This is a genomic window from Amycolatopsis thailandensis, assembly GCF_002234405.1.
Taxonomy (GTDB): domain Bacteria; phylum Actinomycetota; class Actinomycetes; order Mycobacteriales; family Pseudonocardiaceae; genus Amycolatopsis; species Amycolatopsis thailandensis.
Genome location: NZ_NMQT01000022.1, coordinates 43362 through 66282, shown reverse-complemented (window position 1 = coordinate 66282; position 22921 = coordinate 43362). Strand labels below are relative to the sequence as shown.

Sequence of the window (22921 nt, the reverse complement as noted above, 5' to 3'; positions counted from 1 at the left end):
ATGTTGGGGAAATGTTGTGGCGTCCGAAATGCCGGGATACCCCGGGTCGGCCGGGTTCGTCCGACGTAGGCTTGAGGGACGCGGAGGTGGTGGAGTGACGGACGAACAACTGCTCATCGAGTTCGCGATGACCCGTATCGACCATCCGGGCCTCGACCTCGAAGAGGTGGCCACGCTGACAGTGCGGCGTCTCGGCGAAGACCGGATGCTGGACTTCGCCGGGCACACTCTGGCCAGCCGCGGCGAACTACGCGGGGCGGTGTTCCCCGCCGCGGTCGAACACGTGCTCCGGGTCGTCCTGACCATGCGCGGACCGGACGACTAGGACGTTCTGCGTGGGTCGACCATTCAGTCACAAATCGGATACCCGGTCGGCAACAAGCGTCCACAGTGGACACCCGGGGTCCGGCCGGGCCCCGTCGGCCCAGGGCCGCCAAGCGAGCGACCTGCGACGATCGTCCAGCGCGAGATCAACCTCCACCCGTGACTCCAACGCCTCGAGACGCACCTCGTCCAGCCGATCCAGCAAGAACCGCCGCAGTCGTTCCGACATCAGGTCGGCTCAGACCGGCCCGGTCCGGACCTTGGACTGTAGTCACCCGCATTCGAACAAGGACTCCGCTTCGGGTCGGACGACGACGGTCCTGCGCTATCGGACCGGCCCGCAAAACAACTGCACCGCACTGGGGCAAGCCGCCAGGGGCACGCTGATCTACTACCACTGCTGGACTTCCGGCGAGTCGGTCGGCGGCGTGAGCACCTGGACCTGGGGACGCGTCGCGGGCACGCAGCATGAAGGCTGGTTCTCCGACAAGTACCTCGACGACGGCGGCTCCACGAAGAAGTGCTGAGCTGCGACCGTGGTGCCGAGTGGCCGGCTCCGCCCGGCACCACGGTCCGCACCCGTTATGGCCGGGGGATGTTGCGGAGGTTGGCGCGGGCGAGGTCGATCATCCGGCCGACACCGCCTTCGAGGACGACCTTGCTCGCGGCCAGCGCGAATCCACCGAGCTGACCGGCGGTGATGTGCGGCGGGACGGACAGCGCGTTCGGGTCCGTCACGACGTCCACCAGCGCGGGACCGTCGTGGCTCAGCGCTTCCTCGAGGGCGGCGCGCAGCCGCGTCGGATCGGTCACCCGCTCCGAGCGCAGGCCGGCGCCGCGCGCGATGGCGGCGAAATCGACCTGCCGGTGGTCGGTCTGATAGTCGGGCAGGCCGTCGACCAGCATCTCCAGCTTGACCATGCCCAGCGAGGAGTTGTTGAACGTCACGATCTTGACCGGCAGCTCGTGCAGGGCGACGGTGAGCAGTTCGCCGAGCAGCATGCCCAGTCCCCCGTCGCCGGACATCGAGACGACCTGTCGTCCCGGGTAGGCGAACTGCGCGCCGATGGCGTGCGGCAGGGCGTTGGCCATCGTGCCGTGCAGGAACGAACCGATGACCCGCCGCCGCCCGTTGGGCGTGAGGTACCGGGCGGCCCAGACGTTGCACATGCCGGTGTCCACGGTGAAGATCGCGTCGTCGGCGGCGAGTTCGTCGAGCAGGTCGGCGGCGAACTCGGGATGGATGGGGATGTGCCGTTCGACGTTGCGGGTGTAGGCGTCGACGACGTGTTCCAGGGATTTGCAGTGGTCGCGCAGCATGCGGTCCAGAAAGGCCCTGTCGGTCTTGCGCCGGAGAAGTGGCAGCACGGCCCGCAGGGTCTCCCGCACGTCGCCGTGCACGGCCAGTTCCAAGGGGGTGCGCCTGCCCAGCCGGGTCGCGTCGTGGTCGATCTGCACGGTCCGGGCCTGGGGCAGGAAGGAGTCGTACGGAAAATCGGTGCCCAGCAAGAGGAGCAAATCCGCGTCGTGCATGGCCCGGTAGCAGGCGCCGTAGCCGAGCAGCCCGCTCATGCCGACGTCGTACGGATTGTCGTACTGGATCCACTCCTTGCCACGCAGGCTGTGGCCGACCGGTGCCTGGACGGCCCCGGCGAGCTCCATCACCTCGGCGTGCGCGCCGCGCACCCCGGCACCGGCGAACAGGGTGACGGTTTCGGCTTCGTTGATCAGCTCGGCGAGCCGGGCGACCTGAGGCTCGGGCGGCACGACCGTCCCGTGGCCGGCGACCGGCGCCCCGTTCCCGGTGGGCGAAGTGGCCTCCAGCTGCGCGACGTCGCCCGGCAGCACCAGCACCGACACCTCGCCTCGGGCCAGCGCGTGTTGCATGGCGATCCGCAGCACCCGGGGCATCTGGTCGGGCCCGCTGATCTGCTCGCAGTAGCCACTGCAATCGACGAACAGCCGTTCCGGGTGGGTCTCCTGGAAGAACCCGGTGCCGATCTGGCCGGACGGGATGTGCGAGGCGAGCGCGAGTACCGGCGCGCCGGTGCGGTTCGCGTCGTACAGCCCCTGCACCAGGTGCGTGTTGCCCGGCCCGCAGCTGCCCGCGCACACCGCGAGCCGTCCGGTCAGCTGGGCCTCGGCGGCCGCGGCGAACGCGCCCGCCTCCTCGTTGCGCACGTGCACCCACTCGATACCCGGGGTGCGGCGGATCGCGTCGACGACCGGGTTCAGACTGTCACCGACCACGCCGTAGATCCGTTCCACCCCGGCTTGCACCAGGACTTGAACGAACTGCTCGGCGACATTGGGCTTGGCCATCACGACCCCTTCGAGGCTGCGGCGGAGGGAACACCTTTCATGATCCACGTGACGACCCCACTTCGCAGGTTCTGGGCGCGGGCGGGTGACATGACCTTGTCGCGCCGGGCAAGACGACCGCGACCGTCAACCGCGCGGCGGGAACGCCCGTTACGGACCGGGCCGGATCGGCGGCCGTTTTGTACGAATCTTGTACGAGCTTGAAGAACCTTCGATCGGACCGCGAAACTCGACGAAGGTGAGTGCCCATGCCTGAGCGGATGCAGCCGGGAGTCACCGGCTCCACGTTCTCCCGACGTTCCCTGCTGCGTACCGGTGGCGGCCTCGTCGCGACGACGGCACTGCTCGGCGCCGGCGCCGTGTTCGCCGGACCGGCTTCGGCCGCGATCACCGCGATGCCGACGTCCAAGCGCTTCGACCTCACCGAGCCGTCCTACGACGAGTTCCGCAGCAAGCTCCTGCACGAGTCGCACCACGTGATGCAGGGCTTCGCCTTCGACAACCAGAACGTGCGCATCTTCATCGTGAACGCCCGCAACGGCGGGACCGGGGACGACCTCTGCGTCACCCAGGTCAACTTTTCCGGCGAGATCCAGGGCTCGATGCATCTCAACAACGCCGGGCACGGTGTGTCGATCGGTGTCGAACCGGTGGGCACCGACTCCTACATCTGGATGGAATGCGACTCGAACGGACCCACCGGCGACGGTCGCGGGACGGCGCTGGCCAGGTTCAAGTTCGTCAACGGCGGCACGCCGTCGGTGAAGAAGTTCCTCACCGGCAGCGACACGATCACCTGCGCCACCGATCCGATCAACAAGCGGATCGCGGTGCGCCGCAAGGAAAACGGCAAGATGACCATCAGCGTCTTTTCCCTCGCGTCCGCCGCCGCCGGCGACTTCAGCACACCACTCGCACATTTCCCGCAGCCCGCGCTTTCCGACAAGCAGGTGACGTTCCAGGGCTACACGATCTACGGCCAGTATCTGTACACATTGGACGGCGAGGGCCACGAGAACCCGGCCGACATCAACTCCTACGTCACGTGCATCGACATGAACACCGGAAAGGTGAAGAGCCGCGCGCTGACCAAGGCGGGGAAGTCGCTCGTGTACCGCGAGCCGGAAGGCCTCGGAATCTACCGGAGCCTGGCCGGGGAGACCCGGTTGTACATGGGTTTCGGTTCGCGCAGCAGCATCGGGAACATCAACCGCTACGCGAACCTCTTCTACAAGAACGTCCTCATCGACTGAGGCCGCGTGGGTCGAGCCGGTCGCGCGCTCGCCGTCTTCAGGTGTCGCGCACCGGCGGAAGGCAGGAAAACCTCCCCGCCGCAACCCTCCGAACTCGCCGATTTCCGCGAATCAGAAAATAGGCCGAGGGCACAGAATCATTCAGCACGCAAATCCGGATGAGGGCATACATTTCTTTCCACCACAACAATTTTGACGAGAAACACCAAGCTTGACAGCACCGTGGAGTTTGCTTACGGTCCATTCGCTCAGGTTCTCGCTGATCGATATCCGAAGGTGTTCATGACCTCGACTCCACCGTTGCCCAAATTCCGTCAGCAATCGATTCTTGCCGTTCTCATGCTGTGTTCGCTGTTGATTTGGCTGGACAACACCGTTCTGAGTACCACGCTGGAGACCCTCGCGGACCCGATCCGCGGGCTGGGGGCCGATCCCGGCGAACTGCAATGGGCGACGGGGTCGTACACGCTGACCTTCGCCACCCTGATGTTCACCGCGGGCGCGCTGGGCGATCGCTTCGGTCACCGGACCGTGTTCTCCGGTGGGCTGGTGGTCTTCGCCGGTTCTTCGCTGTGGGCGGCATACGCGAGCGACGCGGGCCAGCTGATCGCGGCCCGGGCTGTGATGGGGGTCGGCAGCGCGCTGACCACCCCCGCCATGCTGGCCATCCTCATGTGGACCTTCACCGGTCCCGCGCGGGCCGCCGCGATCGGCGTCTTCTCGACGTCGGCCGGTGTCGGAATGGCGGCCGGCCCGGTGCTGGCGGGGTTCCTGCTCGACCATTTCCACTGGGGCTCGGTCTTTCTGATCAACGTCCCGGTCGCGGCCCTGGCACTGGCCGGGCTCGCCGTGCTGGTCCCGAATTTCCGCAGTCCCGCCCGACGGCCGCTGGATCCCGCCGGAATGTTGCTGTCGTTCGGCGGACTGGTGGCGTTGGCCTACGGGCTGATCCGGGCGGGACAGGTGGCCGCGTGGAGCCGTACCGATGTCTGGGCGCCGATCGTCACCGGCCTGGTTCTGCTGGCCGTTTTCGTACTCGTCGAACTGCGTGTCGAGATGCCGGGCTTCGATCCGCGGCTGCTCGCGCAACGCGCCTTCGGCGGCGGCAATATGGCCCTCGGATTGCTGCTCTTCGGCGTGGCAGCCATTACCTTCTACAACGCGTTCTACCTGCAAGGCGCGCTCGGGTTTTCGCCGATGAAGGCGGGGCTGGCCAACATCCCGACCGCGCTCGGCGCGCTCGCGGGCGCGCCCCTCGCCACGCGCCTGGTTCGCCGGCTGTCACTGAGGCTGGTCACCGTGCCGGCGCTGATCGTGGCCGCGCTGACCATGGGCGGGTACGGGTTCCTCGGGTTGCAAACTCCCCTCGTCCTGATCGAGATCTTGTTGTTGATCCAGGGTCTCTCGATCGGCATGGTGATCGGCCCCGTCACGGCCACGTTGATCAGCACCCTGCCGTTGGAGCAGGCCGGTGCGGGTTCGGCCGTCACCAACACCGTGCGGCAAACCGGCGGTGTCATCGGAATCGCGGTGGGCGGAACGATCATGTCGATCATGTACCGGCGCGCGATCGAACCTTCGCTGGAAGCTCTGCCCGGCCCGGTGCGGGATCAGGCGCTCGTCTCCGCCGAACAGGCCCGCCACGTGGCCACCGCCGTCCACCAGCCCGCCCTTGCCCACGCCGCCGATGACGCGTTCATCCACGCGATGCACGTCGGCGCGGGCTGGATCGGGGTCATCGCACTCCTCGGGGCGGTCGTGCTGTTCGCGACGCTGCCCACTGCCGAAAAGAAAACGGCTCCGGCATCGAAGCCTGCTTCGCTAGCATCCACGACGTGACAACACACCACGCCAGCCCCACGCCGACGAGGTTGCCCGCCTCGTCGGCTGGCGGGCCGGGGAGTTCCGTCCGGAACTCGACTGGGAGACCGTCGAACGTGAACTGGGTACTCCGCTCCCCGGCGACTCCAAGGAATTGCTGACTCGATTCCCGTCAGGTGCCTTTCGCGACAGCATCGAGGTGGACAACCCGGGGCAGAGCGTCGGCGAGCTGGCGACCACCAAGCGGAACAACGAGCAGCTCCTGAGGATCTTCGCGGACGAGTACACCGGATACCTCACAAAGGTGTCCTATCGGCTGTTCCGACCGGACACCTGGCGGATCGCCTAAAACGACAGGGACGACTGGGACATGACCGGGAAACCCTTGACCTTCACCGGGTTCGTCGAAGACCGGATGATCTCGTACCCGGCGACGTGACGTCGACCGGCCGGGTCCCTACCGGCCGGCCGTCACTTCGACGGAGAACCGCAAGGTCACCTTCGAGCTGACCATGAGCCTGGTCGCGAAGTTCTGGTTCACTCCCCACCGATGGCGATCGATCGTGACGCTGCCCGCGAAAGCCACCCTGTTCGCGGCGATGTCGACCAGTTCGACGACGATGCCGCGAACAGGGTTGGTGACGCCCCGGACGGTCAGGTCCCCGGCGACCTCGAACCGAGTGCCACCGAGGTGCCGGATCCCGGTCGAGGCGAAGGTGATGGCCGGGTGGGCCTCCGCGTCGAGGAACGCCCCGCGCAGCTGATCGTCACGCCGCGCGTTCCCGGTGTCGATGCTCGCGGCCTTCACGGTGAACCGGACGCTGGACTGCGACGGTTCACCGCCGTCGAGGCGGACACTGCCTTCGAACTCGTCGAAGTGACCTGCCACCCGGCTGGACATGGTGTGCCGCGCGACGAAGCCGAGCGTCGTCCTGGCGATGTCCAGCCGGTAGTCACCGGTCATCTCGCTGAAGGTGGTCATGCCGCTGCTCCTAGCCGGTGGGGTGTTCGGTCTCGCCACTACGACGACACGACCCCGCCGGATGTGAGGCGGCCATACGCCCGGTTAAGTGGGTGTCACCAGGATCTTGCCGTCGACCTGTCCGGCCACGAGCGGTTCCAGGCCATGTGCCACCAGGTCTTCCAGGGTGATCAAGGAGTGCAGCAGCAGTGGTGCGAGTGTGCCTTCGGAGAGGATGTCGAGGGCGGTGCCGAGGTCGGTGTCGCAGACGTGTGCGACGGTCGAGTCGACGGTGATCTCACGCAGCGCCAGGGCGAACAGGTCTACGGTGGGATTGTCTTTCGGCAGGCCGACGGCCAGTACCCGGCCGCCGGTGGTCACCATTCGCAGCGCGTTCTCGAACTGCCCTGGCGCACCGCTGGCCTCGATCACTACGTCGGCGCCTCGGCCCGCTGTGCCTGCCAGAACGGCTTCGACCACGTCCTGACGCGCGGGCAGGGTGCGTGTCGCGCCCAGTTTCGCCGCGCGTTCCAGTTTGGGCCCGGGAAGGTCGATCACGGTGACATCGGCTCGGCGAAGGTGGCCGAGACCGGCGAGGACGAAGGTGCCGATCGCGCCGGCGCCGATGATCACGACGGAGTCCCCGTCGCGGACTCCCGCGCGGCGGGCGGCGTGCAGCCCGACTGCCAGCGGCTGCGCCATTCCCGCCGCGTCGACGGACAGGCCGTCGGGGATCGGCCTCAGCGTCTTGACCGGTGCGGCGACATATTCGGCCAGCCCTCCCGGTGCGTTGAGGCCGAGCGTGTAGTAGCCGCGGCAGATGTTCGTACGGCCCAGCGCACAGCGGTCGCATCGTCCGCACCAGACTCCGGCGCCCGCGGCGACGAGAGTGCCGGCGGGCAACCCGGCGCGGCCGTCGACGACCTCGCCGACGAACTCGTGGCCGGGGATCATCGGGCCGAGATGTCCGCTGGCCGGATGCCTCCGGTGCAGCGGCACCATCACCGGCCCGGCGGCCCATTCGGTCGCGTCGGTGCCGCAGATCCCGCTGCGCCGGACGGCCACCAGCACCTCGCCCGCACGGAGTTCCGGCAAGGGAACCCGTTCGATCCGGATATCCCTGGTTCCGTGGTACACAGCGGCTTTCATGGTCGCGGTCATGCTCCGGCCTCGACTTCGCGCCGGTCGCCGACGGGTTCCGCCTCCCGCGCTCCGGTTCGCGGCAACGACAGGGTCGCCAGAACGGCCAGCGCGAAGAAGCCGGCGCAGACGAGAAGTCCTCCGCTGAAGCCGACGACTCCCGCGAGTCCCGCCAGGCCGAAAGGAGCGAAGGCGGAGATGCCGCGGCCGACGTTGAAGCAGAATCCCGCACCGGTCGCACGGGCCCGGGTGGGGAACAGCTCGCCTAAGTAGGAGCCGAAAATTCCGAAGAACGCGGTGAAGGCACCGAACAGCGGGCCGAGCCACAGCAGACTCGCCTGGTGGGTGGTGAAGGCGTAGACGGGCAGGGTGAGCGCGACACCGAGCAGGGTGAAGATGATCGTCCGCCGACGGCCGATCCGGTCGGCGACCATGCCGAACCCGTTGTACCCCAGGAACATGCCGATGTTCAGGATCGTCACGAACAGCGCGACGTCGCTCGCCGGGAGACCACGTTCGGCGGTGAGGTAGGTCGGCAGCCAGGTCGTCGCGCCCCAGTAGCCGGTGAGTGCCAGAGCGGCCATCAGCGTCCCCAGCAGGGTGGTCCGGCGCAGCGATCCGTCCAGTACGTCCCGCACGGTGACGACATGGCCGGTCCGCTGCGCCTTGTGCGCGACCCAGTCGGCCGATTCCCGGAAGAAGACGAGGACGACGAGGACGGGAACGGCCACCGCGGTGCCGGCGAAGAGGAACATCGACCGCCAGTCGGGCAGGAACTGCCCGGAAACGACCGCCGCGAGCGCGCCTCCGGCGGGAAAGGCACTGATCACGAACGCGGCGGCGCGACCCCGGTGCCGCGAAGGCCAGGTCTCGACCACGTACGCGGACACGACGCTCCACACCGCGCCGAGTCCGATCCCGGCGAGGAACCGCAGGAGCAGGAACACGGCGAAGTTCGGTACGACCGCCAAGGCCGCGGTGAAGACCCCGAAAATGAGCAGCGACGCGATCAGTGCCTTCTTCCGGCCGAAGTTGTCGGCCACGTAACCGCCCGCGACGCTGCTGACCCCGATGCCCAGCAACGTCGCGGTCGCGAGGAGACCGGCCTGGGTCGCCGAAAGGCCCATGTCGTGCCGGATCGCCGGGAGCGACAACGACAGCAGGACGATTTCCAGCGCGTCGAACAGATACGCGAGGAAACACCCGCCCAGCACGATCCATTGGGTACTTCGCATCTTGCACCTCCACGTCGAGGTTTTTCGGGCAGGGGAAACCGGGCGGCCACCGGAACGGGCGCCGCCGGAAGGGGAGGATCAGGGTCAGGCCGTGGGTGGTTCGGCGACGAGCACGAGATCGAAGGTCAGGCTCGTCCAGTCACCGTGGGGCCGGGAGCCGTCAGGAGCGCCCCCGCCGTGATGTTTCGCGGTCTCCACGACGAGACCTTCCTTGACGCCGAACACGGCGTCGCTGTCCAGATAGGGGTCGCCGGCGAGGAAGATGTGCGTGATCAGCGTGCGATGGCCCGGCGCGGTGACTTTGAAGTGCAGGTGCGCCGGCCGCATGGGCCCCCGGCCCGCCGCATTCAGGAGATCCCCGACCGGACCGTCGTGCGGGATCGGGTAGGGAGCGGGCAGGACCGACCAGAACCGGTACTCCCCGTCCGGCCCGGTGCGCAGCCAGCCACGCCCCGCCGACCGGTCGTCGGTGTACTGGACGTCGTAGAAACCGTCCTCGTCGGCTTCCCACACGTCGACGCGCGCTCCCGGGAGCGGGGCGCCATCGGTGTCACGGACCTGTCCCGAAACGTGGCACGGTGTCCCGGCCGCGCCGCGCGCGATGTCGCCGCCGAGCGGGATTTCCGGTGACTCGTCGACGAAGAATGGACCGAACACCGTCGCTTCGGTCGCCTCGGGCACTTTCGGCTCGTTGATGGCGACGGTCAGCATGGACAGGCCGAGGACGTCGGACAGCAGGATGAACTCCTGTCGGCGATCGTCGGTGATGTGCCCGGCGCGGGTGAGGAATCCGATGGCCGCCTCCCACTCCTGTTCGCTCAGGCGGACGTCCCGCGCGAAAGCGTGCAGGTGACGGACAAGGCTTTGCATGACTAGCCTCAGCCGTGGATCGGCGGTCCCGTCGAAGCTGGCGAGTACTTCGTCGGTCAAGGCCTGCTCTCGGTCCGCGACGGATTCTTCAGGACTCATGAGATCTCCTTCGCGGGATCGGTCCCGGCCCAGGCTGCACTCAACAGCCATCTGAGGCTGTCGGCGGTGACCGGACGCGGGTTGTCGGCGGGGGCGAGTGCCAGGATGTCTTCGAGGACGACATCGGCGTAGTCCTCGCGCAGCCCGAGTTCCCGCAATCCGGGCGGTACGCCGAGCTTTTCACCGAGCCGCCGCAACCCCTGGACTGGATCGGCGAAGCCGAGCGCGGATGCGATACGGAAGGCGGCGTCCGGCGCGCGGGGAGCGTTGAACGCCAGAACGTAGGGGAGCACGATCGCGTGGGTCCGCGCGTGCGGCAGGTCGAACGCGCCGCCGAGGACATGGCAGATCTTGTGGTGCAGGCCCGATCCCGCCACCGCGAAGGCCGAGCCGGCGAGATAGGCGCCGAGCAGCAACTCGGTGCGGGCGTCGAGATCACCGGCGTTGGCGGCGACCGCGGGCAAGCCGGCGGCGAGATGCCGGATGCCGTCTTCGGCCACGGCGTTCGAAACCGGATTCCGCCGGGGCGCCCAGAACGCCTCGACACAGTGCGCCATCGCGTTCAGTCCACTCGCGACGGACAGGTCGGCGGGAAGTGTCAGGGTGAGCTCGGGATCGTAGACGACCGTCCTCGGGAGCACCCGCGGATCGGTTCCGGTGCTCTTGCGGCTCCCCTCCGTCAGACCCCACACCGGAGTGACCTCGGAACCGGCATACGTGGTGGGAACGGCGACGATCGGCAGACCGGTGGTGAGCGCGACGGCCTTGGCCGTCCCCGTCGTCGACCCGCCGCCCACACACAGCACGAGATCCGCTTCGGCCGCCGCCACGCGGGCGCGTTCGGCGACTTCGAGCGGAACGTGCGGCCGGACTCCCGAGAACGTGGCCGCGATCCGGCCGGCGAACGGCGCACACAGTTCACGCGCCAAATCCAATTCCGAATCAGCCGCGATGAGCAGGATCCGCGTGGCCCCGAACGTGTCGATCTCGTCCAGCAGCCCACCGCGCGCGACGCCGGGCCCGAACACAACGCGTCCGGGCAACGCGTCGTAGGTGAAGGTGTTCATCGGGCGGGCTCCGGCAGGACGGTGGGCTGGTAGGCCAGCAGCAGCCAGCGGCCCGTGTCGCGCACCCACACGGCCAAGGACCGGTTCGCGAGGGTCTTGCGGGTCCCGCCCGCGGTGATGTCGGCGTGCATCTCCCCCACCACGACCGCGGTGTCCCCTGCCACCGTGATCCGGTCCACGGGGTGGTCGATGCTGTGGTAGACATAGAAACCCGAGCGTAGATTGTCCAAATAGGACTCCAGCGTGTCGGTGACCGCGTTCGAATGGGTGTAGGCGAGATCGGGATGGGCGTGCGCGGCGAAGGCGGCGAAATCGCCCGCCATCACCGCCGCGTACCTGGCATCTTCCAGGGAGCGGATGGTCGCTTCGGCATCGCCGCTGGTCATGAGAGTGCTTCCTCCTTGGTCACCGGCCGGCCCGTGCGGTCGCGCAGGATCGCGAGCACCTGGGCCATGTCTTCGTCGCCCCGACCGGTCGCCACCGCCTTGTCCAGCACGGCGTAGGCGGCTTCCGCTCCCGGCAGGTCGAGCCCGGCCGCGAGTTCCAGAGCGAGGCCGAGGTCCTTGCGGATCAAGGAAATCGGGGCCGCGACACCGGCGGACGCCGGAGCCAGGAACGCGTCCTCCTTGTAGCCGACATAAGGCGCGCCGGCCGCGCTCCCGCGGAGAACGTCGTAGAAGACCTTGAGGTCCAGCTCGCCCGCCTCGGCGATGAGCAGACCTTCCGCGACGCCCTGGCTGAGGGTGGCGAGTACGGCGTTGATCGCGAGTTTCGCCGCGGATCCCGACCCCGCCGGTCCGGTGTGGAACTGTGCCGACGTCATCGCCGCGAGGACCGGCCGGACGCGTTCGAACTGCTCCTCGGTGCCACCGACCATGGTGGTGATCGTGGCCGCCTCGGCCATCGACACGCTCCCGGACACCGGTGCGTCGATGACGTCCACCGGACCGGTGCGAGCCAGCTCCTTCACGAGCGCGGGACCGACTGTGCCCATGACCACGTGCAGATGATCCCGACCGGCATCCGCCAGCCCGGTCAGGACCAGCTCCCGGGTCGCCACGCCGTCGGGGAGCATGCTGATGGACAGCTCCGTCTCGGCGAGCCCGGCCGCCGAGGCGACCGCCGTGATGCTCGCCGGAACACTGCCGAGACCCGGGTCATGGGCAAGGACCGTGTGTCCCGCCCGTACCAGCCGGAGGGCCATCGGCAGGCCCATCCGTCCGATCCCGGCGAATCCGATCAGCACGGCATCTCCTTTCCGCCACCCTTGCTTGCTCAAGTGTTCACTAATATTGAACACATGGGCTCAAACGTCAAGTGACAGCGGACGAGATGTGATCAGCGCCCTCGGTCGCGATCGGCTTTCAGGAGCAGCGCCAGGGCCTCGACAGCGTTCGAAGGCGACTGGGCGACCTCACCGGAAAGGTCGCCGAACTGGGACTCCACCCACTCGCGGGTGTGCTCGAGCTCCCGCCTGCCGGACACGAACCACACACCTCGCGCGGGCTCGGCTCCGTGGTTGAGGTACATGTGCGGACGGGTGGAGTCGAAGCACAGGGAGTCGCCGGGGGCGAGCAGGTGCCGATCGAAGTCGAGCAGCAGGGTCAGTTCGCCCGACAGCAGGTAGGCATGTTCGATTCCGCTGTGACGCATCAGTTTCCGGTCGACCGAACTGGCGGCACCGGGCGCGTAGGTGACCAGCAAGGCATCGACGTCGGCCTGGCCGCCGATGGCCAGCCGCTCCCACCGGACACCATTGGCCATCTCCAGGACCGGGTTGTCCGCGGCACGCTGCACGACACCGGACGGCGTCCGCGCGACCGGCCGCTCCGGCGACTCACTCACGACCGGCACCCCGGCCTGACCCACGTCGATGCCGAGTAGTTCGTCGAGCGAGATGCCGAGGTGGCTGACCAGCGCGTACAGCGTGCTCACCGAGGGCTGGGACCGGCCTGTCTCCACCTGCGAAAGCAGGCTCGGCGAGATCCCGGCGGCGGTCGCCACCTTGCGCAGACTCAGCTTGCGCTCCTCCCGCGCCTGCCGCAGCGCGGGCCCGATCCTGTCCTCCACCGCGAACCCCTTTGCACCCTCAGTTCACCATCGCTGAACACTACCGCCGAGTTCAGGACCCCGCACTGACCACCTCGCCACGTCGGGTGACGTACAGCGCGCCTGCCTTGACAGCAGTGTTCAGTATGATTAAACAGTGCGATCGCAGTCGCTCACCGATCCGAAGCCCGTCCGGAGGCACCGATGCCCACTATCGAACCGACGATCGAGGCCGTCCTGGCCGGACGTCCCGTCACACGCGAAGACGTGCTGGCATGGGAGACGAAGCGGATGAACGAGGCCGCCGTCAAGATCGGCCTCCCGGTCCCCACCGGCGAACTCGCCCGCAGGCGCGCGGCTTTCGCCGACACCAAACTGGACCTCGGCCCCGACGAGATCCGGCGCCGCCTCGCCCGGGACATCCGCCGCGCCGACTGGGTCGCGCGCACCTCCACCCGCCTCTCGCGCGGGCGTCGCGTCACCAGCACCTGCGACCTCTTCGTCACCGGAGCCGGTACCGCCGCGGATTTCCTCGCCTGGTTCGGCGACGTCGGCCGGGACGACTACGCCCACAGCATGATCGCCGCCAACCCGGACCACTTCCTGATCGACACCGCCCCCGACGGACGACAGGAAGTCGTCGAGACGACCGGAGGAAGTCCCCTCGCGACCCGGTTCCTCGTCGACTACACCGACACCGCGGAGATCGTCACCCACCGAGATCCGGCGTTCCCCCTCGAAGCCTCCGGTGTCGCCCGGACCGGCACCGGCCTGGCCATCGGTGGAGTCCGGCACGAGTTCCGCGACCACGCTGACGGCTTCCACGCCCATCTGTGCGTCGAGTTCCCGCGGTTCACCCTCCCCACCATGGTCACCCGCCACCGGATGCACCTTGCGTGCGAGTTCTCGAACTGGATCGCCCTGGCCTTCGCTCGCTGAACGAACTCGGTCACCATTGGGCAACTACGGCGACTCGCCGGGCGATGCCGACGCTACGCTCCTGCCGAATCGGGCAAAGCGTCCGTTCAGGAAGGAAGACCGATGAGTCGCAAGTACCGTCTGATGACCCTGCTGGCCGCCGGAGCCGCCCTCGTGGGAACGGTGGTCGCGCCCGCGACCGCGATGGCCGCGCCGAGCTGCACCTCGGACCTGTGCCTGTGGTCGGGAATCAACTACACCGGCACGAAGAGCTCGGCGGGGTATTTCGACAAGAACACCCACTGCTACCCGGACAAGCACTACAACTCCGCGGTCAGCCGCACCGGCTACAGCATCCGGATGTACAACGGCTCCTCGTGCAACGGCCCGTCGTTCGTGCTCGGACCTGGCAAGCAGGTCGCCAAGACCCAGTTCGTGGTGCACAGCTTCCGCCGCGCCTGACTCACGCGGCCAGTCGGGCCGTGCGACGGGGTTCCTTGGCCTGGGTGGCGTAGTGGGCGGTGACGATCGCGCCGGCCATGGCCAGGATCAGGCCTGCGATCGTGAAGGTGGCGAAGCCGTCGCGGACACGGTCGTCGAGGAAGAGCAGGCCGATGACCGAGGACAACGCGGTGTTCGTGGTGAACATGATCGCGTTGACCGCCGTCGCACCGCCCTTCTGCAAGGCCAGGGCGAACGCGACCGCCGCGGCCAGGCCGTTGAGGATCATCGCCCACACGGCCGGTTCCGCCAGCATCCCCCAGCCTGAGGACGGCAGGTTCAGGGTGCGCGCCGAGACACCGACCACGCTGAAGCCGACCCCGGTCGCGAAGCCGAGCACCTGTGCCGCCCAGGGGCGGTCGAATCGCCTGAAGTACCAAGCGATCGCCCCCACGACCAACGCCATCGCGGGCAGGACCCAGCGCCACCCCGCCGGGAGGACCTTGGCCGGGCCCGGCTGCGCCGACAGTCCCAGCAAGACCAGGCCGACGGCCCCGACTCCCAACGCGGCCCAGCCCGGCGCCGCCAACCGGCTGCCCAGGAACGCGGAGATCGCGGCCGTCACGCCGACGCTGAACGCCAGCACCGACTGGACGAGGAACAGCGGCAGCCGATGCAACGCGGCCGCCGCGCAGGCGAAGCCGACCAGGTCTACGCCGACGCCGAGGAAGTAGATCCACTGGCGCCGCAGATGCACCAGATCCAGCGCGCTGCCGCCGTAAGCGCCCGCGCGGCGGACGCCGATCGACTCCAGCACCGAGCCGCTACCCGAGGCCAGCGCCGCCAGCAGCGCGAGGACGTATCCGACGATCATTCCAGCAGTCTGTCAGCCGCGCTCAGTCCACCTGAGCAGCACACATCGCTTTCACACCGTGGTCGAACTCCGTCACCGGCCGTCACCGTCTCCGGGTGGGAGTACGCCGCGGGGTAGTCGGCCGCTTCGCGGTCGTCGTGGAGCGATGAGCCGTGGTCCGGGTCGTGTCCGGCGTCAGCTGGGTCGTGGTGGTCGCCGGGGTCTCCGGCGGTGACGGCGTCGAGGTCGTCAAAGGGCCGGTCGCCACCGTCTTCGGAGCCGTCGTGGTCGGCGCGGGCACCACCTTGCCTGCTCCCGACCCACCCCCGGCGCACGCGCCGAGCAGCACACTCGCGCCCACGACCAGGCCAAAGCACCACACCCGCATGGCCGGGACCCTAACAGCCGCCGCCTCCCCGACCGGCCGTTATCGACGGATCGACCTCCGCTGGGGCGTCCGGCCTGCGGCCGACCAGGCAGTGCACCCGGACTGGCCGGAGAACGAGGTCTGGGAGCAGGTGATGACCGACTGGGTCTGGGATCGGGTGGCCGGCTTCGGCGGAGCGGACCCGCGACCGACACCCCGGAAGACCGAGGATCTCCCGGCCGATCCGGCCGATCAGAGGTCGAGTCCGGGGCCGGTGATGTAGCGGCGGCGCAATTCCGCGTGCCCACGGTCGGTGACGTCTGTGCTGTCGACGTACTGATCGATCGCACCGACCGGGGGCAGGGCCCGCACGGCCGAGTCACTGATCGTCGCGACCAGGGCGTCGGTGAACCGGTAGGCGTCCAGAACCCGGAACGGCCGGTCGTGGAAGTAGCGGACCGTCACGTCCACCGGCTCGGTGAGACCGAGATCGTTGTGCAGCCGGGCGGCGATCTCGTAGGCGCGGGAAAGGTGCCGCTCACGTTCCCGCCAGACTCGCGCGGACAGCGCGCCGGACAGGTCCGGAGTCAGCGCCTGGGCGCAGGGCAGCGCGGCGAAGGCGGTGCCAAGCCACTTGCTGTAAGGCGGATACACCCGGTTCATCAACAGGCACAGCTTCATCAGGTCACGGACCTGCCGGGCGGCGACCACCGCGGAGCCCAACTCGTCGCCGACCTCGCCGCAGCGACCGACGAACGGCTCCTCCTGTGACAAGCGCATCCACTGGCACGCCAGGACATAGCGCCACACGTCGTCCGGATACCAGGCGAGCAGCTTTCGGTGAGGTTCCAGCAACCCCAGCCCATCGTGGAAGACGACGCCGCCCGTCAGCTCACGCAGCACCTGCGTCGGCACCGTCAGCCAGGTGGAAGTCGACAGACCGCCGGCCGGATCCGTACCGAGTTGCCCGGTGAAGAACTCCCGCAGATCGGCGACGTGTACCCAGTGCCGAGCCGGCGCGTCCGACGGGAAGGCGAAGCGCACCGGGTAGCCACGGAATTCGAGCGGCAGCCGACGATCGAGCAAGGCGTCCAGCTCGTCGCGGCGGGCGAGGAAGTCCGCGCTGCCAAGGAACAGCTGCATTCGCGGCCCCCAGGCGTGGTCGGTGGAGCGCGCGGTGTCGAAGCCCTGCACCTCCGAACCCCAGCCGATCAACGCCGCCGAGTACGGCACCCCGGCCAGCTCGCTGTCCAAGATCGGCGCGACGACTTCGGTGTAGAACAGCTCGGACAGCTCAAGGCCGGGAAGGAATGGTCGCGTCACGCCTGTCACCCTGACAGAACCTCACCGCGCCCGGCCAGTCGATATTCGGGTCCTGGACGAGGGCCTAGAGACCGGTCAAGCGCCCACAGGCCTGCCAGAGTTCCTGACGTTGCGCGGCGGTTTCGCAGGTCTTGCCGAGGTAGTGCGTCGGCCGCTGGACCCGGTCGTGCCAGAACATCCCGTTGTACCGGGCCGGTTCGTCGGCCGCGGCGAGCCAGACGAAGGTGTCGGCGCCCTGCTCGGCGTCCCGCAGGATCGGCCGTGTCAGTTTCTGGAACGTCGGCAGGGAGGTCGCGACGCCGGGGGTGTCGGCCCAGCCGGGGTGGGCGCTGTGCACGGTGGTCCCGGAGCCGTCCAGCTCGTCCGCCCAGAGTTCGGCGAGCACCACCTGCATGCGTTTGGTGCGCGCGTATCCGGCGGCGGGCTTGTACTCGCCGTGGAGGTACTGGAGGTCGTCGGTGCGCAGAGGCTGGCCGTACATACCGCCGGAACTGACCCAGATCACCCGCGCCCCCTCGGCGAGTTTCGGCCGGAGCGACGCGGTGAGGAGATGCGGGCCGAGAACGTGCGTGGCCAGCATGACCTCGTTGCCCTCGGCCGTTTCCGTCCGCTCGGCCGGCATGACGCCGGCGTTGTGCACGAGGACGTCGATCTCGCCGTCGAGGTCTTTCGCGTAATCGCGCACGGACGAAATCAGGCTCACGTCGCACTGGTCGACGACGATCCGCGCGCCGGGTGCGGCCCGCTCGATCTCGGCGCGGGCGGCGTCACCGTCGCCGCGGACCGCGATCCGGACCGTCGCCCCCAGTTTCGCCAGTCCGACGGCGGTCGCCTTGCCTAAGCCTGCCTTCGCGCCGGTCACCACGGCGACCTTGCCCGCGAGCGCGTCCGGCGCGGGGTCTTCGGGCCACCACCGGCGTCGCAGGAAATGCCCGATGCTGCTGTAGCCGAGCAGGGTCCGGTCGAGCACGGTGTCGGCGGCACGGGTGACGGTGGACATGCGGGCGCTCCTCAACGTTCGTAGTACTGCTGGGCCGGAACCAGTGCCCACACCGTTTTCCCGGTCGGCTCGCCGCGGAAACCCCAATCGAGGGTCAGCTGATGGATCAACCGGAGTCCGTAGTGCGCGCTTTCCGAGGTGGACCGCAAGACTTCCAGGTCGGGGTCGTCGTCGGAGACCTCGACCAGGAAGCCGCGGACCTGCCGGTTGACGCGCAGTTCACCTGGTCTGTCGGTGTGCCGGTACGCGTTGCTCACCAGTTCGTCTATCACCAGCAGCAGGGCACCGAGGGGTTCCTCCTCGCCGCGGCCGAAGCCGAGCTGATCGGCGACGACGGAGCGGATGTCGCGTAGCTCGGGAAGGTCCCGCAGGTCGAGCGTGACTTCCGCGGCGCCGGCGACCCGGCGGCACAGTCGGTCGAGTTCCGCTTCCAGCTCCGCTTGGCCACCGCTCATCGCGTCCAGCTCCCCTCACCTACGCACCTCTCACGAGGTGTTCGGAGCCGGTGAGCCCCGCGGATGGGTGCTAACTGATACGGGGACCGGACTTGGCGGAGAAGCGGAACTCGATGGTCATCGGGAGCTCGCCGAGGTCCAGAGCCTGGCGCAGCCGCGGCAGCCCTTCCTCGGTGACCCGCTCGCGGATGGCGGCCAGATCGCCGTCCTGCTCGGCGCTCAGCACCACGGCCAGCACCGGCGCGTCCTGGGTGCCGCCGAGCGTGGCGTGCGCGGCGTGGACGCCGGGATAGGTCGCGACCTCCGCCACGAACGGTTCCACAGCGGTGCTCGCGGCCAACGCGGTCTGGCCGGTGTCCTGGTCGAAGCGCCAGGTGCGGGATTTCGGCTTGCGGACGGGCTGCGCGACGAGCCAGCGCAGCGTCAGCAGTCCGACGACGACCGCACCCCCGGCGACGGCGTACCAGACCCACCCGGGCGGCGCGGCCGTTCCGGGCACGAGCGTGGCGTCGCGAGCGAGCAGCGGGACCTTGCCGAAGTGGGTGCCGACGGCGAAGGCGCCACCGGCGATCAGCACGAGCCCCGTCAGGATCAGGAGAGTGCGGTTCAGCCTGGCGGGACGGTTGAGATCGCTCATGACGCGCTCCTGGTGGCCTTGACCCGGACCCGCACGGCGGGAACGGTGGCGGGACCGATCTGGGAGAGGCGGTGCTCGATGGCGGCGCGGACCGCGTCGGCGAGGCCCGCCGTGTTCGTCCGCCCGGTGGTCACGACCGAGACGATCGCACGCCGCTTGAGCTTCAGCTTCGCCGCCGAGACGCCGTCCACAGTGGACGCGGCGACGCGGAGCGTCGATCGGTAGCTGCGCCGGGAAGCGCCGGTGTCCGGGCCGCCGTCGAGCGGCAGCACTGTCGGCCTCCCCGGCACGATCGCGCTCATGAGAAGCAGCAGGCCGATCAGCGCGACTCCGCCGCCGACGATCGCCGTCAGCGGATCACTCCATCGGGTGCCGTGCAGCGCGGACGCGACGGCGTCGTAGCTGATCCACGGTTTCTCCCCGATGATCGTCTGGACCGCGACGGCGGCGGCCAGCACGCTGCCGGCGAGCACCAGGAGGGCGACGAGCACGGCGGGGACGGTGCGGCGAGGGCGTCGTTTCATCGGACCCTCCTCGTTTCGGTCTCCCCGGAGTGCAGGGCCGTGACGGTGATGTCGACCCGCGTCACGGTCAGCCCCGAGAGTTCGCCGACGCGGCGGAGCAGGTGCTTTCGCGCGGTTTCCGTGGTGGCACGGACCGAGAGCGGGTACTTCACCGAGAGCCGGACGTCCAGGGTGGCCGTCGAGCCGGTGACGTTCGCGCTCACCTTGGCGCCCTGGTCCAGGTCCTCGCCGCCGACCGCGATCCCGAGCACCCGGGAGGCCGCGCCGCCGATGCCGTCGAGTTCGGTGATCGCCTGCGCGGCGATCCGCTCGACGGCACCGCCGGCCACGGTCAGCCCGCCGCGCCCGTCCGTGTCCGGCGCGGCGGCGGTCATGGTCGTCATGGCGGTCAGCCCCTGTCGCGGCCGGCCAGGGCCGACAGGTCGAGCTTGCCGTCGAGGAACCGGCCGACCAGCAGGCCGAGGACGGCGAGGACGAGTACGACGAGGAAGGCGCCGAAGCCGCCGAACGCGCCGGCCACGCCGAGCACGAGACCGGTCAGCAGGCCGAGATGGGTGGCGTTCATGAACGTTCTCCTTGCTTTGTCGGGCGCTGGCCGGCGCCGGTGGTCACTGGACGCGGGTGGATTCGGTGCTCTCGTCGGCGTCGTCGTCGCCCGGGATGTGCACGTCGGAGACGTTGATGTTGACCTCGACGACCTCGAGCCCGGTCATCTGCTCGACCGCGCCGATCACGTTGCGGCGCACCGACTTGGCGAGATCCGCGATCGCGACGCCGTATTCGACGACGATCTGCAGGTCGACCGCGGCCTGACGCTCGCCGACCTCGACGGAGACGCCCTGCCCGGCGGACGCGGTGGCACCCGGGATGCGCTCGCGCAGCGCGTTGAAGGCACGCACGGCGCCGCCGCCGAGGGCGTGGACGCCGGTGATCTCCCGGGTCGCGAGGCCCGCGACCTTCTGCACGACGGTGTCGGCGATCGTGGTGACGCCCTGGGTGGAGGCGAGCGCGCCGTTCTCGGCGGCGGGGGTGGCGGAGTTCGAGCTCGGCTTGGCGGTGGTGGCGGTGTTCGTCATCGCAATCTCCTCGGTTCGGATTCCATTGCCTGTGGTGGAAGTGCGCGGTGTCCCGTTCGCTCCCACACTCCATAGACCCAGCCGGGAGAAGATCGTCACGACCCGATCGTGTGGTCTGGATCTCACCGCCCGTGGGTATCACTTACGGGCTTTTCTGGCGTTCGCGTGAGTTCTCTGTTAGGAAAGGTTCCTAACTAATGGGAGGCGATGTGCGCGGACGTGGTCTGGCGGCGACGACGGTTCTGGTGGTCCTCTGCGGCGGTTCGGCCGCCGTCGCGGAGACGACGACGGCGGGAACCGGGGCGCGTTCGGCGCGCAACATCATCTACATCCAGGGCGACGGTCTCGGACTCGGTCAGCGCGACCTGCTCCGGCTGGCGCTCAAAGGAAAACACGGCGAACTGGCGATGGACGGGCTCTCGGCCACCGGCCTCGTGCGGACCTCGTCCGACGACGAGGACGAGGTCGTCACCGACTCGGCCGCGGCGGCCACGGCCCTGGCGACCGGGCACAAAACCCGCAACGGCGCCGTCGGGGTGGACACCCGCGGACGTCCGCTGGAAACGATCCTCGAACGGGCGAAACGGGCGGGGAAGTCGACCGGCCTGGTCACCACCGCGCAGGTGACGGGCGCCTCGCCGGCGGCCTTCGCGGCGCACGTGCCCAGCCGGGATTCACAAAGCGACATCGCGAAGCAGTACATCGAGGACAGCCGTCCGGACGTCCTGCTGGGCGGCGGCGAGGACTGGTGGTACCCGAAGGGGGACCCCGGCCTCTGGCCCGACAAACCCGGCGAAGAGAGCCGCAGTCCCTACGGCAACCTGGTCGAACGCGCGCAGCGAACGGGCTACACCTACGTGCGTGACGGCGACGAACTGCGGAACACGAGGGCGAACCGGATCCTCGGCCTGTTCGCGAACGAGGACATGGTCGACTACGGCCCGGACGGCGTCGGGAAGTACGCGCCGCGAGTGCCGCTCCAGCAGATGGCACGCAAGGCGCTGGACACGCTGTCGAAGAATCCGCGCGGGTTCTTCCTCTTCCTGGAGGAAGAAGGGACCGACGGGATGTCGCACGAGAACAACGCGCACGGCGTGATCGACGCCGGCCGCGCGCTCGACGCCACGATCGCCGAGGTCCTGCGCTTCGTCCGCGCGCACCCCGACACGCTGGTGATCATCGGCGGCGACCACGAGACCGGCGGGCTGAGCATCGAGAATTACGACGCCGAGGACACCGACCCCGACCAGGACGGTCCGTTCGGCGTACCGGGTTCGAAGCTTCAGTTCACTGTGGACTGGACGACCCACGACCACACCGGCGCCGACACCCCGGTCACCGCCGAAGGCCCTGGTTCCTCCAGGTTGGGCGGCACCGTCGAGAACACCGACGTCTATCGGGTGATGCGGGCGGCAAGCGGCCTGTAAAGCGGAAAGGCCACCTCCGTCGCCGGAGGTGGCCCTTCTGCGGGTACTCGTCAGCCGATGCTCTCGACGACGGCCTCCGCCACGGCCTTCATCGTGGTCCGGCGGTCCATCGCGGTGCGCTGTATCCAGCGGAAAGCGTCGGGCTCGGTGAGCCCCTGACGGCTCATCAGCAGTCCCTTGGCGCGGTCGATCACCTTCCGCGTCTCGAGCCGGTCGGTGAGGCCCGCGACCTCGGACTCGAGGGCCTGGAGTTCGGCGAACCGGCTCACGGCCAGCTCGATGGCCGGCACCAGATCCCGCTTGGCGAACGGCTTGACCAGGTACGCCATCGTGCCCGCGTCCCTGGCCCGCTCGACGAGGTCGCGCTGGCTGAACGCGGTCAGGATGACGACCGGCGCGATCCGGTCGCCGGTGATCTTCGAAGCGGCCTCGATACCGTCGAGCTTGGGCATCTTGACGTCGAGAATCACCAGGTCGGGTTTCAGTTCGGTGGCCAGGTTGATGGCCTGCTCGCCATCCCCGGCCTCACCGACGACCTCGTAGCCCTCTTCGCGGAGCATCTCGACGAGGTCTAGACGGATGAGGGCCTCGTCTTCGGCCACGAGCACCCGCCGCTGGGGTGCGGCGACGGCACCGTTGGCCTCGGCAGCCTGCTCGGTCACCGGGGTCCTCCTGAAGGGTCGTCGGGCAGTTCGGCTCGCGGACTGTCCGCGAACCTGAAGCCTACCGGGAACGATCCAGTCGGCGAGATGGCGTTCA

At 68.7% G+C, this 22921-nt stretch carries 28 protein-coding genes; 9 read left to right on the top strand and 19 right to left on the bottom strand.

The window, feature by feature from the left end; genetic code table 11:
• Nucleotides 1–94: 94 nt before the first annotated feature.
• Complete coding sequence (locus CFP71_RS07325; RefSeq protein WP_093933060.1) at nt 95–325, top strand: hypothetical protein; 231 nt, start codon at nt 95–97, stop codon at nt 323–325.
• A gap of 259 nt (nt 326–584) precedes the next feature.
• The gene (locus CFP71_RS07320; RefSeq protein WP_093933059.1) at nt 585–851 is read left to right on the top strand and encodes an SH3 domain-containing protein; all 267 of its coding nucleotides are present in this window, start codon (nt 585–587) and stop codon (nt 849–851) included.
• A 55-nt stretch (nt 852–906) separates the two neighbouring features.
• Here CFP71_RS07320 and CFP71_RS07315 read toward each other — a convergent pair whose 3' ends face one another.
• Complete coding sequence (locus tag CFP71_RS07315) at nt 907–2646, bottom strand: pyruvate dehydrogenase (protein WP_093933058.1); 1740 nt, start codon at nt 2644–2646, stop codon at nt 907–909.
• 248 nt (nt 2647–2894) lie between these two features.
• On the opposite strand from CFP71_RS07315, the gene CFP71_RS07310 reads away from it, so the two are divergent.
• The 3 genes from CFP71_RS07310 (at nt 2895) to CFP71_RS44865 (ending at nt 6069) form a co-directional block, all read left to right on the top strand.
• Nucleotides 2895–3899 (top strand): phage baseplate protein, encoded by a 1005-nt coding sequence (locus tag CFP71_RS07310; RefSeq protein WP_093933057.1) that lies wholly within the window; start codon nt 2895–2897, stop codon nt 3897–3899.
• A 192-nt stretch (nt 3900–4091) separates the two neighbouring features.
• Nucleotides 4092–5738 (top strand): MFS transporter, encoded by a 1647-nt coding sequence (locus CFP71_RS07305; protein WP_244199591.1) that lies wholly within the window; start codon nt 4092–4094, stop codon nt 5736–5738.
• Between the two features lie 136 nt (nt 5739–5874).
• The gene (locus CFP71_RS44865) at nt 5875–6069 is read left to right on the top strand and encodes a hypothetical protein (RefSeq protein WP_244199590.1); all 195 of its coding nucleotides are present in this window, start codon (nt 5875–5877) and stop codon (nt 6067–6069) included.
• Between the two features lie 108 nt (nt 6070–6177).
• Here the strand turns inward: CFP71_RS44865 and CFP71_RS07295 are convergent, their stop codons facing one another.
• The 8 genes from CFP71_RS07295 to CFP71_RS07260 all read right to left on the bottom strand — a co-directional run bounded on the left by CFP71_RS07295 (nt 6178) and on the right by CFP71_RS07260 (nt 13162).
• Nucleotides 6178–6702, bottom strand: coding sequence for a YceI family protein (locus tag CFP71_RS07295; protein ID WP_093933055.1), 525 nt, complete (start codon nt 6700–6702; stop codon nt 6178–6180).
• Nucleotides 6703–6786: 84 nt separating this feature from the next.
• The gene (locus CFP71_RS07290; RefSeq protein WP_093933084.1) at nt 6787–7830 is read right to left on the bottom strand and encodes a zinc-dependent alcohol dehydrogenase; all 1044 of its coding nucleotides are present in this window, start codon (nt 7828–7830) and stop codon (nt 6787–6789) included.
• An 8-nt stretch (nt 7831–7838) separates the two neighbouring features.
• Nucleotides 7839–9056 (bottom strand): MFS transporter, encoded by a 1218-nt coding sequence (locus CFP71_RS07285; protein WP_093933054.1) that lies wholly within the window; start codon nt 9054–9056, stop codon nt 7839–7841.
• A gap of 84 nt (nt 9057–9140) precedes the next feature.
• Nucleotides 9141–10025: an intradiol ring-cleavage dioxygenase gene (locus CFP71_RS07280; RefSeq protein ID WP_093933053.1), complete on the bottom strand. Its 885-nt coding sequence runs from the start codon at nt 10023–10025 to the stop codon at nt 9141–9143.
• Nucleotides 10022–11092, bottom strand: coding sequence for a maleylacetate reductase (locus CFP71_RS07275; protein WP_093933052.1), 1071 nt, complete (start codon nt 11090–11092; stop codon nt 10022–10024). The genes CFP71_RS07280 and CFP71_RS07275 overlap by 4 nt, the downstream gene beginning before the upstream one ends.
• Entirely contained in the window at nt 11089–11478 is a 390-nt protein-coding gene (locus CFP71_RS07270) for a nuclear transport factor 2 family protein (RefSeq protein WP_093933051.1), read from the bottom strand. The genes CFP71_RS07275 and CFP71_RS07270 overlap by 4 nt, the downstream gene beginning before the upstream one ends.
• Nucleotides 11475–12338 (bottom strand): NAD(P)-dependent oxidoreductase, encoded by an 864-nt coding sequence (locus CFP71_RS07265; protein ID WP_093933050.1) that lies wholly within the window; start codon nt 12336–12338, stop codon nt 11475–11477. The genes CFP71_RS07270 and CFP71_RS07265 overlap by 4 nt, the downstream gene beginning before the upstream one ends.
• Before the next feature lie 92 nt (nt 12339–12430).
• On the bottom strand, nt 12431–13162 hold the full coding sequence (locus CFP71_RS07260; RefSeq protein WP_093933049.1) for a helix-turn-helix domain-containing protein: 732 nt from the start codon (nt 13160–13162) through the stop codon (nt 12431–12433).
• Between the two features lie 183 nt (nt 13163–13345).
• Here CFP71_RS07260 and CFP71_RS07255 point away from each other — a divergent pair, with 183 nt between their 5' ends.
• Together CFP71_RS07255 and CFP71_RS07250 are read left to right on the top strand one after the other, a co-directional pair.
• Nucleotides 13346–14080: a hypothetical protein gene (locus CFP71_RS07255; protein ID WP_093933048.1), complete on the top strand. Its 735-nt coding sequence runs from the start codon at nt 13346–13348 to the stop codon at nt 14078–14080.
• A 102-nt stretch (nt 14081–14182) separates the two neighbouring features.
• Nucleotides 14183–14521, top strand: coding sequence for a peptidase inhibitor family I36 protein (locus CFP71_RS07250; RefSeq protein WP_093933047.1), 339 nt, complete (start codon nt 14183–14185; stop codon nt 14519–14521).
• Between the two features lies 1 nt (nt 14522).
• Here the strand turns inward: CFP71_RS07250 and CFP71_RS07245 are convergent, their stop codons facing one another.
• A complete protein-coding gene (locus CFP71_RS07245) occupies nt 14523–15374 on the bottom strand; it encodes a hypothetical protein (protein ID WP_093933046.1) in 852 nt (283 codons plus the stop codon).
• Nucleotides 15375–15526: 152 nt separating this feature from the next.
• Between CFP71_RS07245 and CFP71_RS07240 the strand changes: the two genes are divergently transcribed.
• Nucleotides 15527–16003 carry a hypothetical protein gene (locus CFP71_RS07240; RefSeq protein WP_093933045.1) on the top strand — a complete coding sequence of 159 codons (477 nt, stop codon included), beginning with the start codon at nt 15527–15529 and terminating at the stop codon, nt 16001–16003.
• Here CFP71_RS07240 and CFP71_RS07235 read toward each other — a convergent pair.
• The 8 genes from CFP71_RS07235 to CFP71_RS07200 form a co-directional block, all read right to left on the bottom strand.
• Nucleotides 15973–17043, bottom strand: coding sequence for a DUF4037 domain-containing protein (locus tag CFP71_RS07235; RefSeq protein WP_093933044.1), 1071 nt, complete (start codon nt 17041–17043; stop codon nt 15973–15975). The two genes, CFP71_RS07240 and CFP71_RS07235, sit on opposite strands and share 31 nt — an antisense overlap.
• A gap of 64 nt (nt 17044–17107) precedes the next feature.
• Nucleotides 17108–18043, bottom strand: coding sequence for an SDR family NAD(P)-dependent oxidoreductase (locus tag CFP71_RS07230; protein WP_093933043.1), 936 nt, complete (start codon nt 18041–18043; stop codon nt 17108–17110).
• Between the two features lie 11 nt (nt 18044–18054).
• Nucleotides 18055–18498, bottom strand: a complete 444-nt coding sequence (locus CFP71_RS07225) for an ATP-binding protein (RefSeq protein ID WP_093933042.1) — start codon at nt 18496–18498, stop codon at nt 18055–18057.
• Nucleotides 18499–18568: 70 nt separating this feature from the next.
• A complete protein-coding gene (locus CFP71_RS07220) occupies nt 18569–19135 on the bottom strand; it encodes an Asp23/Gls24 family envelope stress response protein (RefSeq protein ID WP_093933041.1) in 567 nt (188 codons plus the stop codon).
• Entirely contained in the window at nt 19132–19659 is a 528-nt protein-coding gene (locus CFP71_RS07215) for a DUF6286 domain-containing protein (protein WP_093933040.1), read from the bottom strand. The genes CFP71_RS07220 and CFP71_RS07215 overlap by 4 nt, the downstream gene beginning before the upstream one ends.
• Nucleotides 19656–20042, bottom strand: a complete 387-nt coding sequence (locus CFP71_RS07210; protein ID WP_093933039.1) for an Asp23/Gls24 family envelope stress response protein — start codon at nt 20040–20042, stop codon at nt 19656–19658. The genes CFP71_RS07215 and CFP71_RS07210 overlap by 4 nt, the downstream gene beginning before the upstream one ends.
• A gap of 5 nt (nt 20043–20047) precedes the next feature.
• On the bottom strand, nt 20048–20224 hold the full coding sequence (locus tag CFP71_RS44060; protein WP_005154991.1) for a hypothetical protein: 177 nt from the start codon (nt 20222–20224) through the stop codon (nt 20048–20050).
• Nucleotides 20225–20267: 43 nt separating this feature from the next.
• Entirely contained in the window at nt 20268–20735 is a 468-nt protein-coding gene (locus tag CFP71_RS07200) for an Asp23/Gls24 family envelope stress response protein (protein WP_093933038.1), read from the bottom strand.
• Between the two features lie 209 nt (nt 20736–20944).
• Here CFP71_RS07200 and CFP71_RS07195 point away from each other — a divergent pair, with 209 nt between their 5' ends.
• Entirely contained in the window at nt 20945–22162 is a 1218-nt protein-coding gene (locus CFP71_RS07195; RefSeq protein ID WP_093933083.1) for an alkaline phosphatase, read from the top strand.
• A gap of 50 nt (nt 22163–22212) precedes the next feature.
• Here the strand turns inward: CFP71_RS07195 and CFP71_RS07190 are convergent, their stop codons facing one another.
• Nucleotides 22213–22824 (bottom strand): ANTAR domain-containing response regulator, encoded by a 612-nt coding sequence (locus CFP71_RS07190; RefSeq protein WP_005157321.1) that lies wholly within the window; start codon nt 22822–22824, stop codon nt 22213–22215.
• Between the last annotated feature and the right edge of the window lie 97 nt (nt 22825–22921).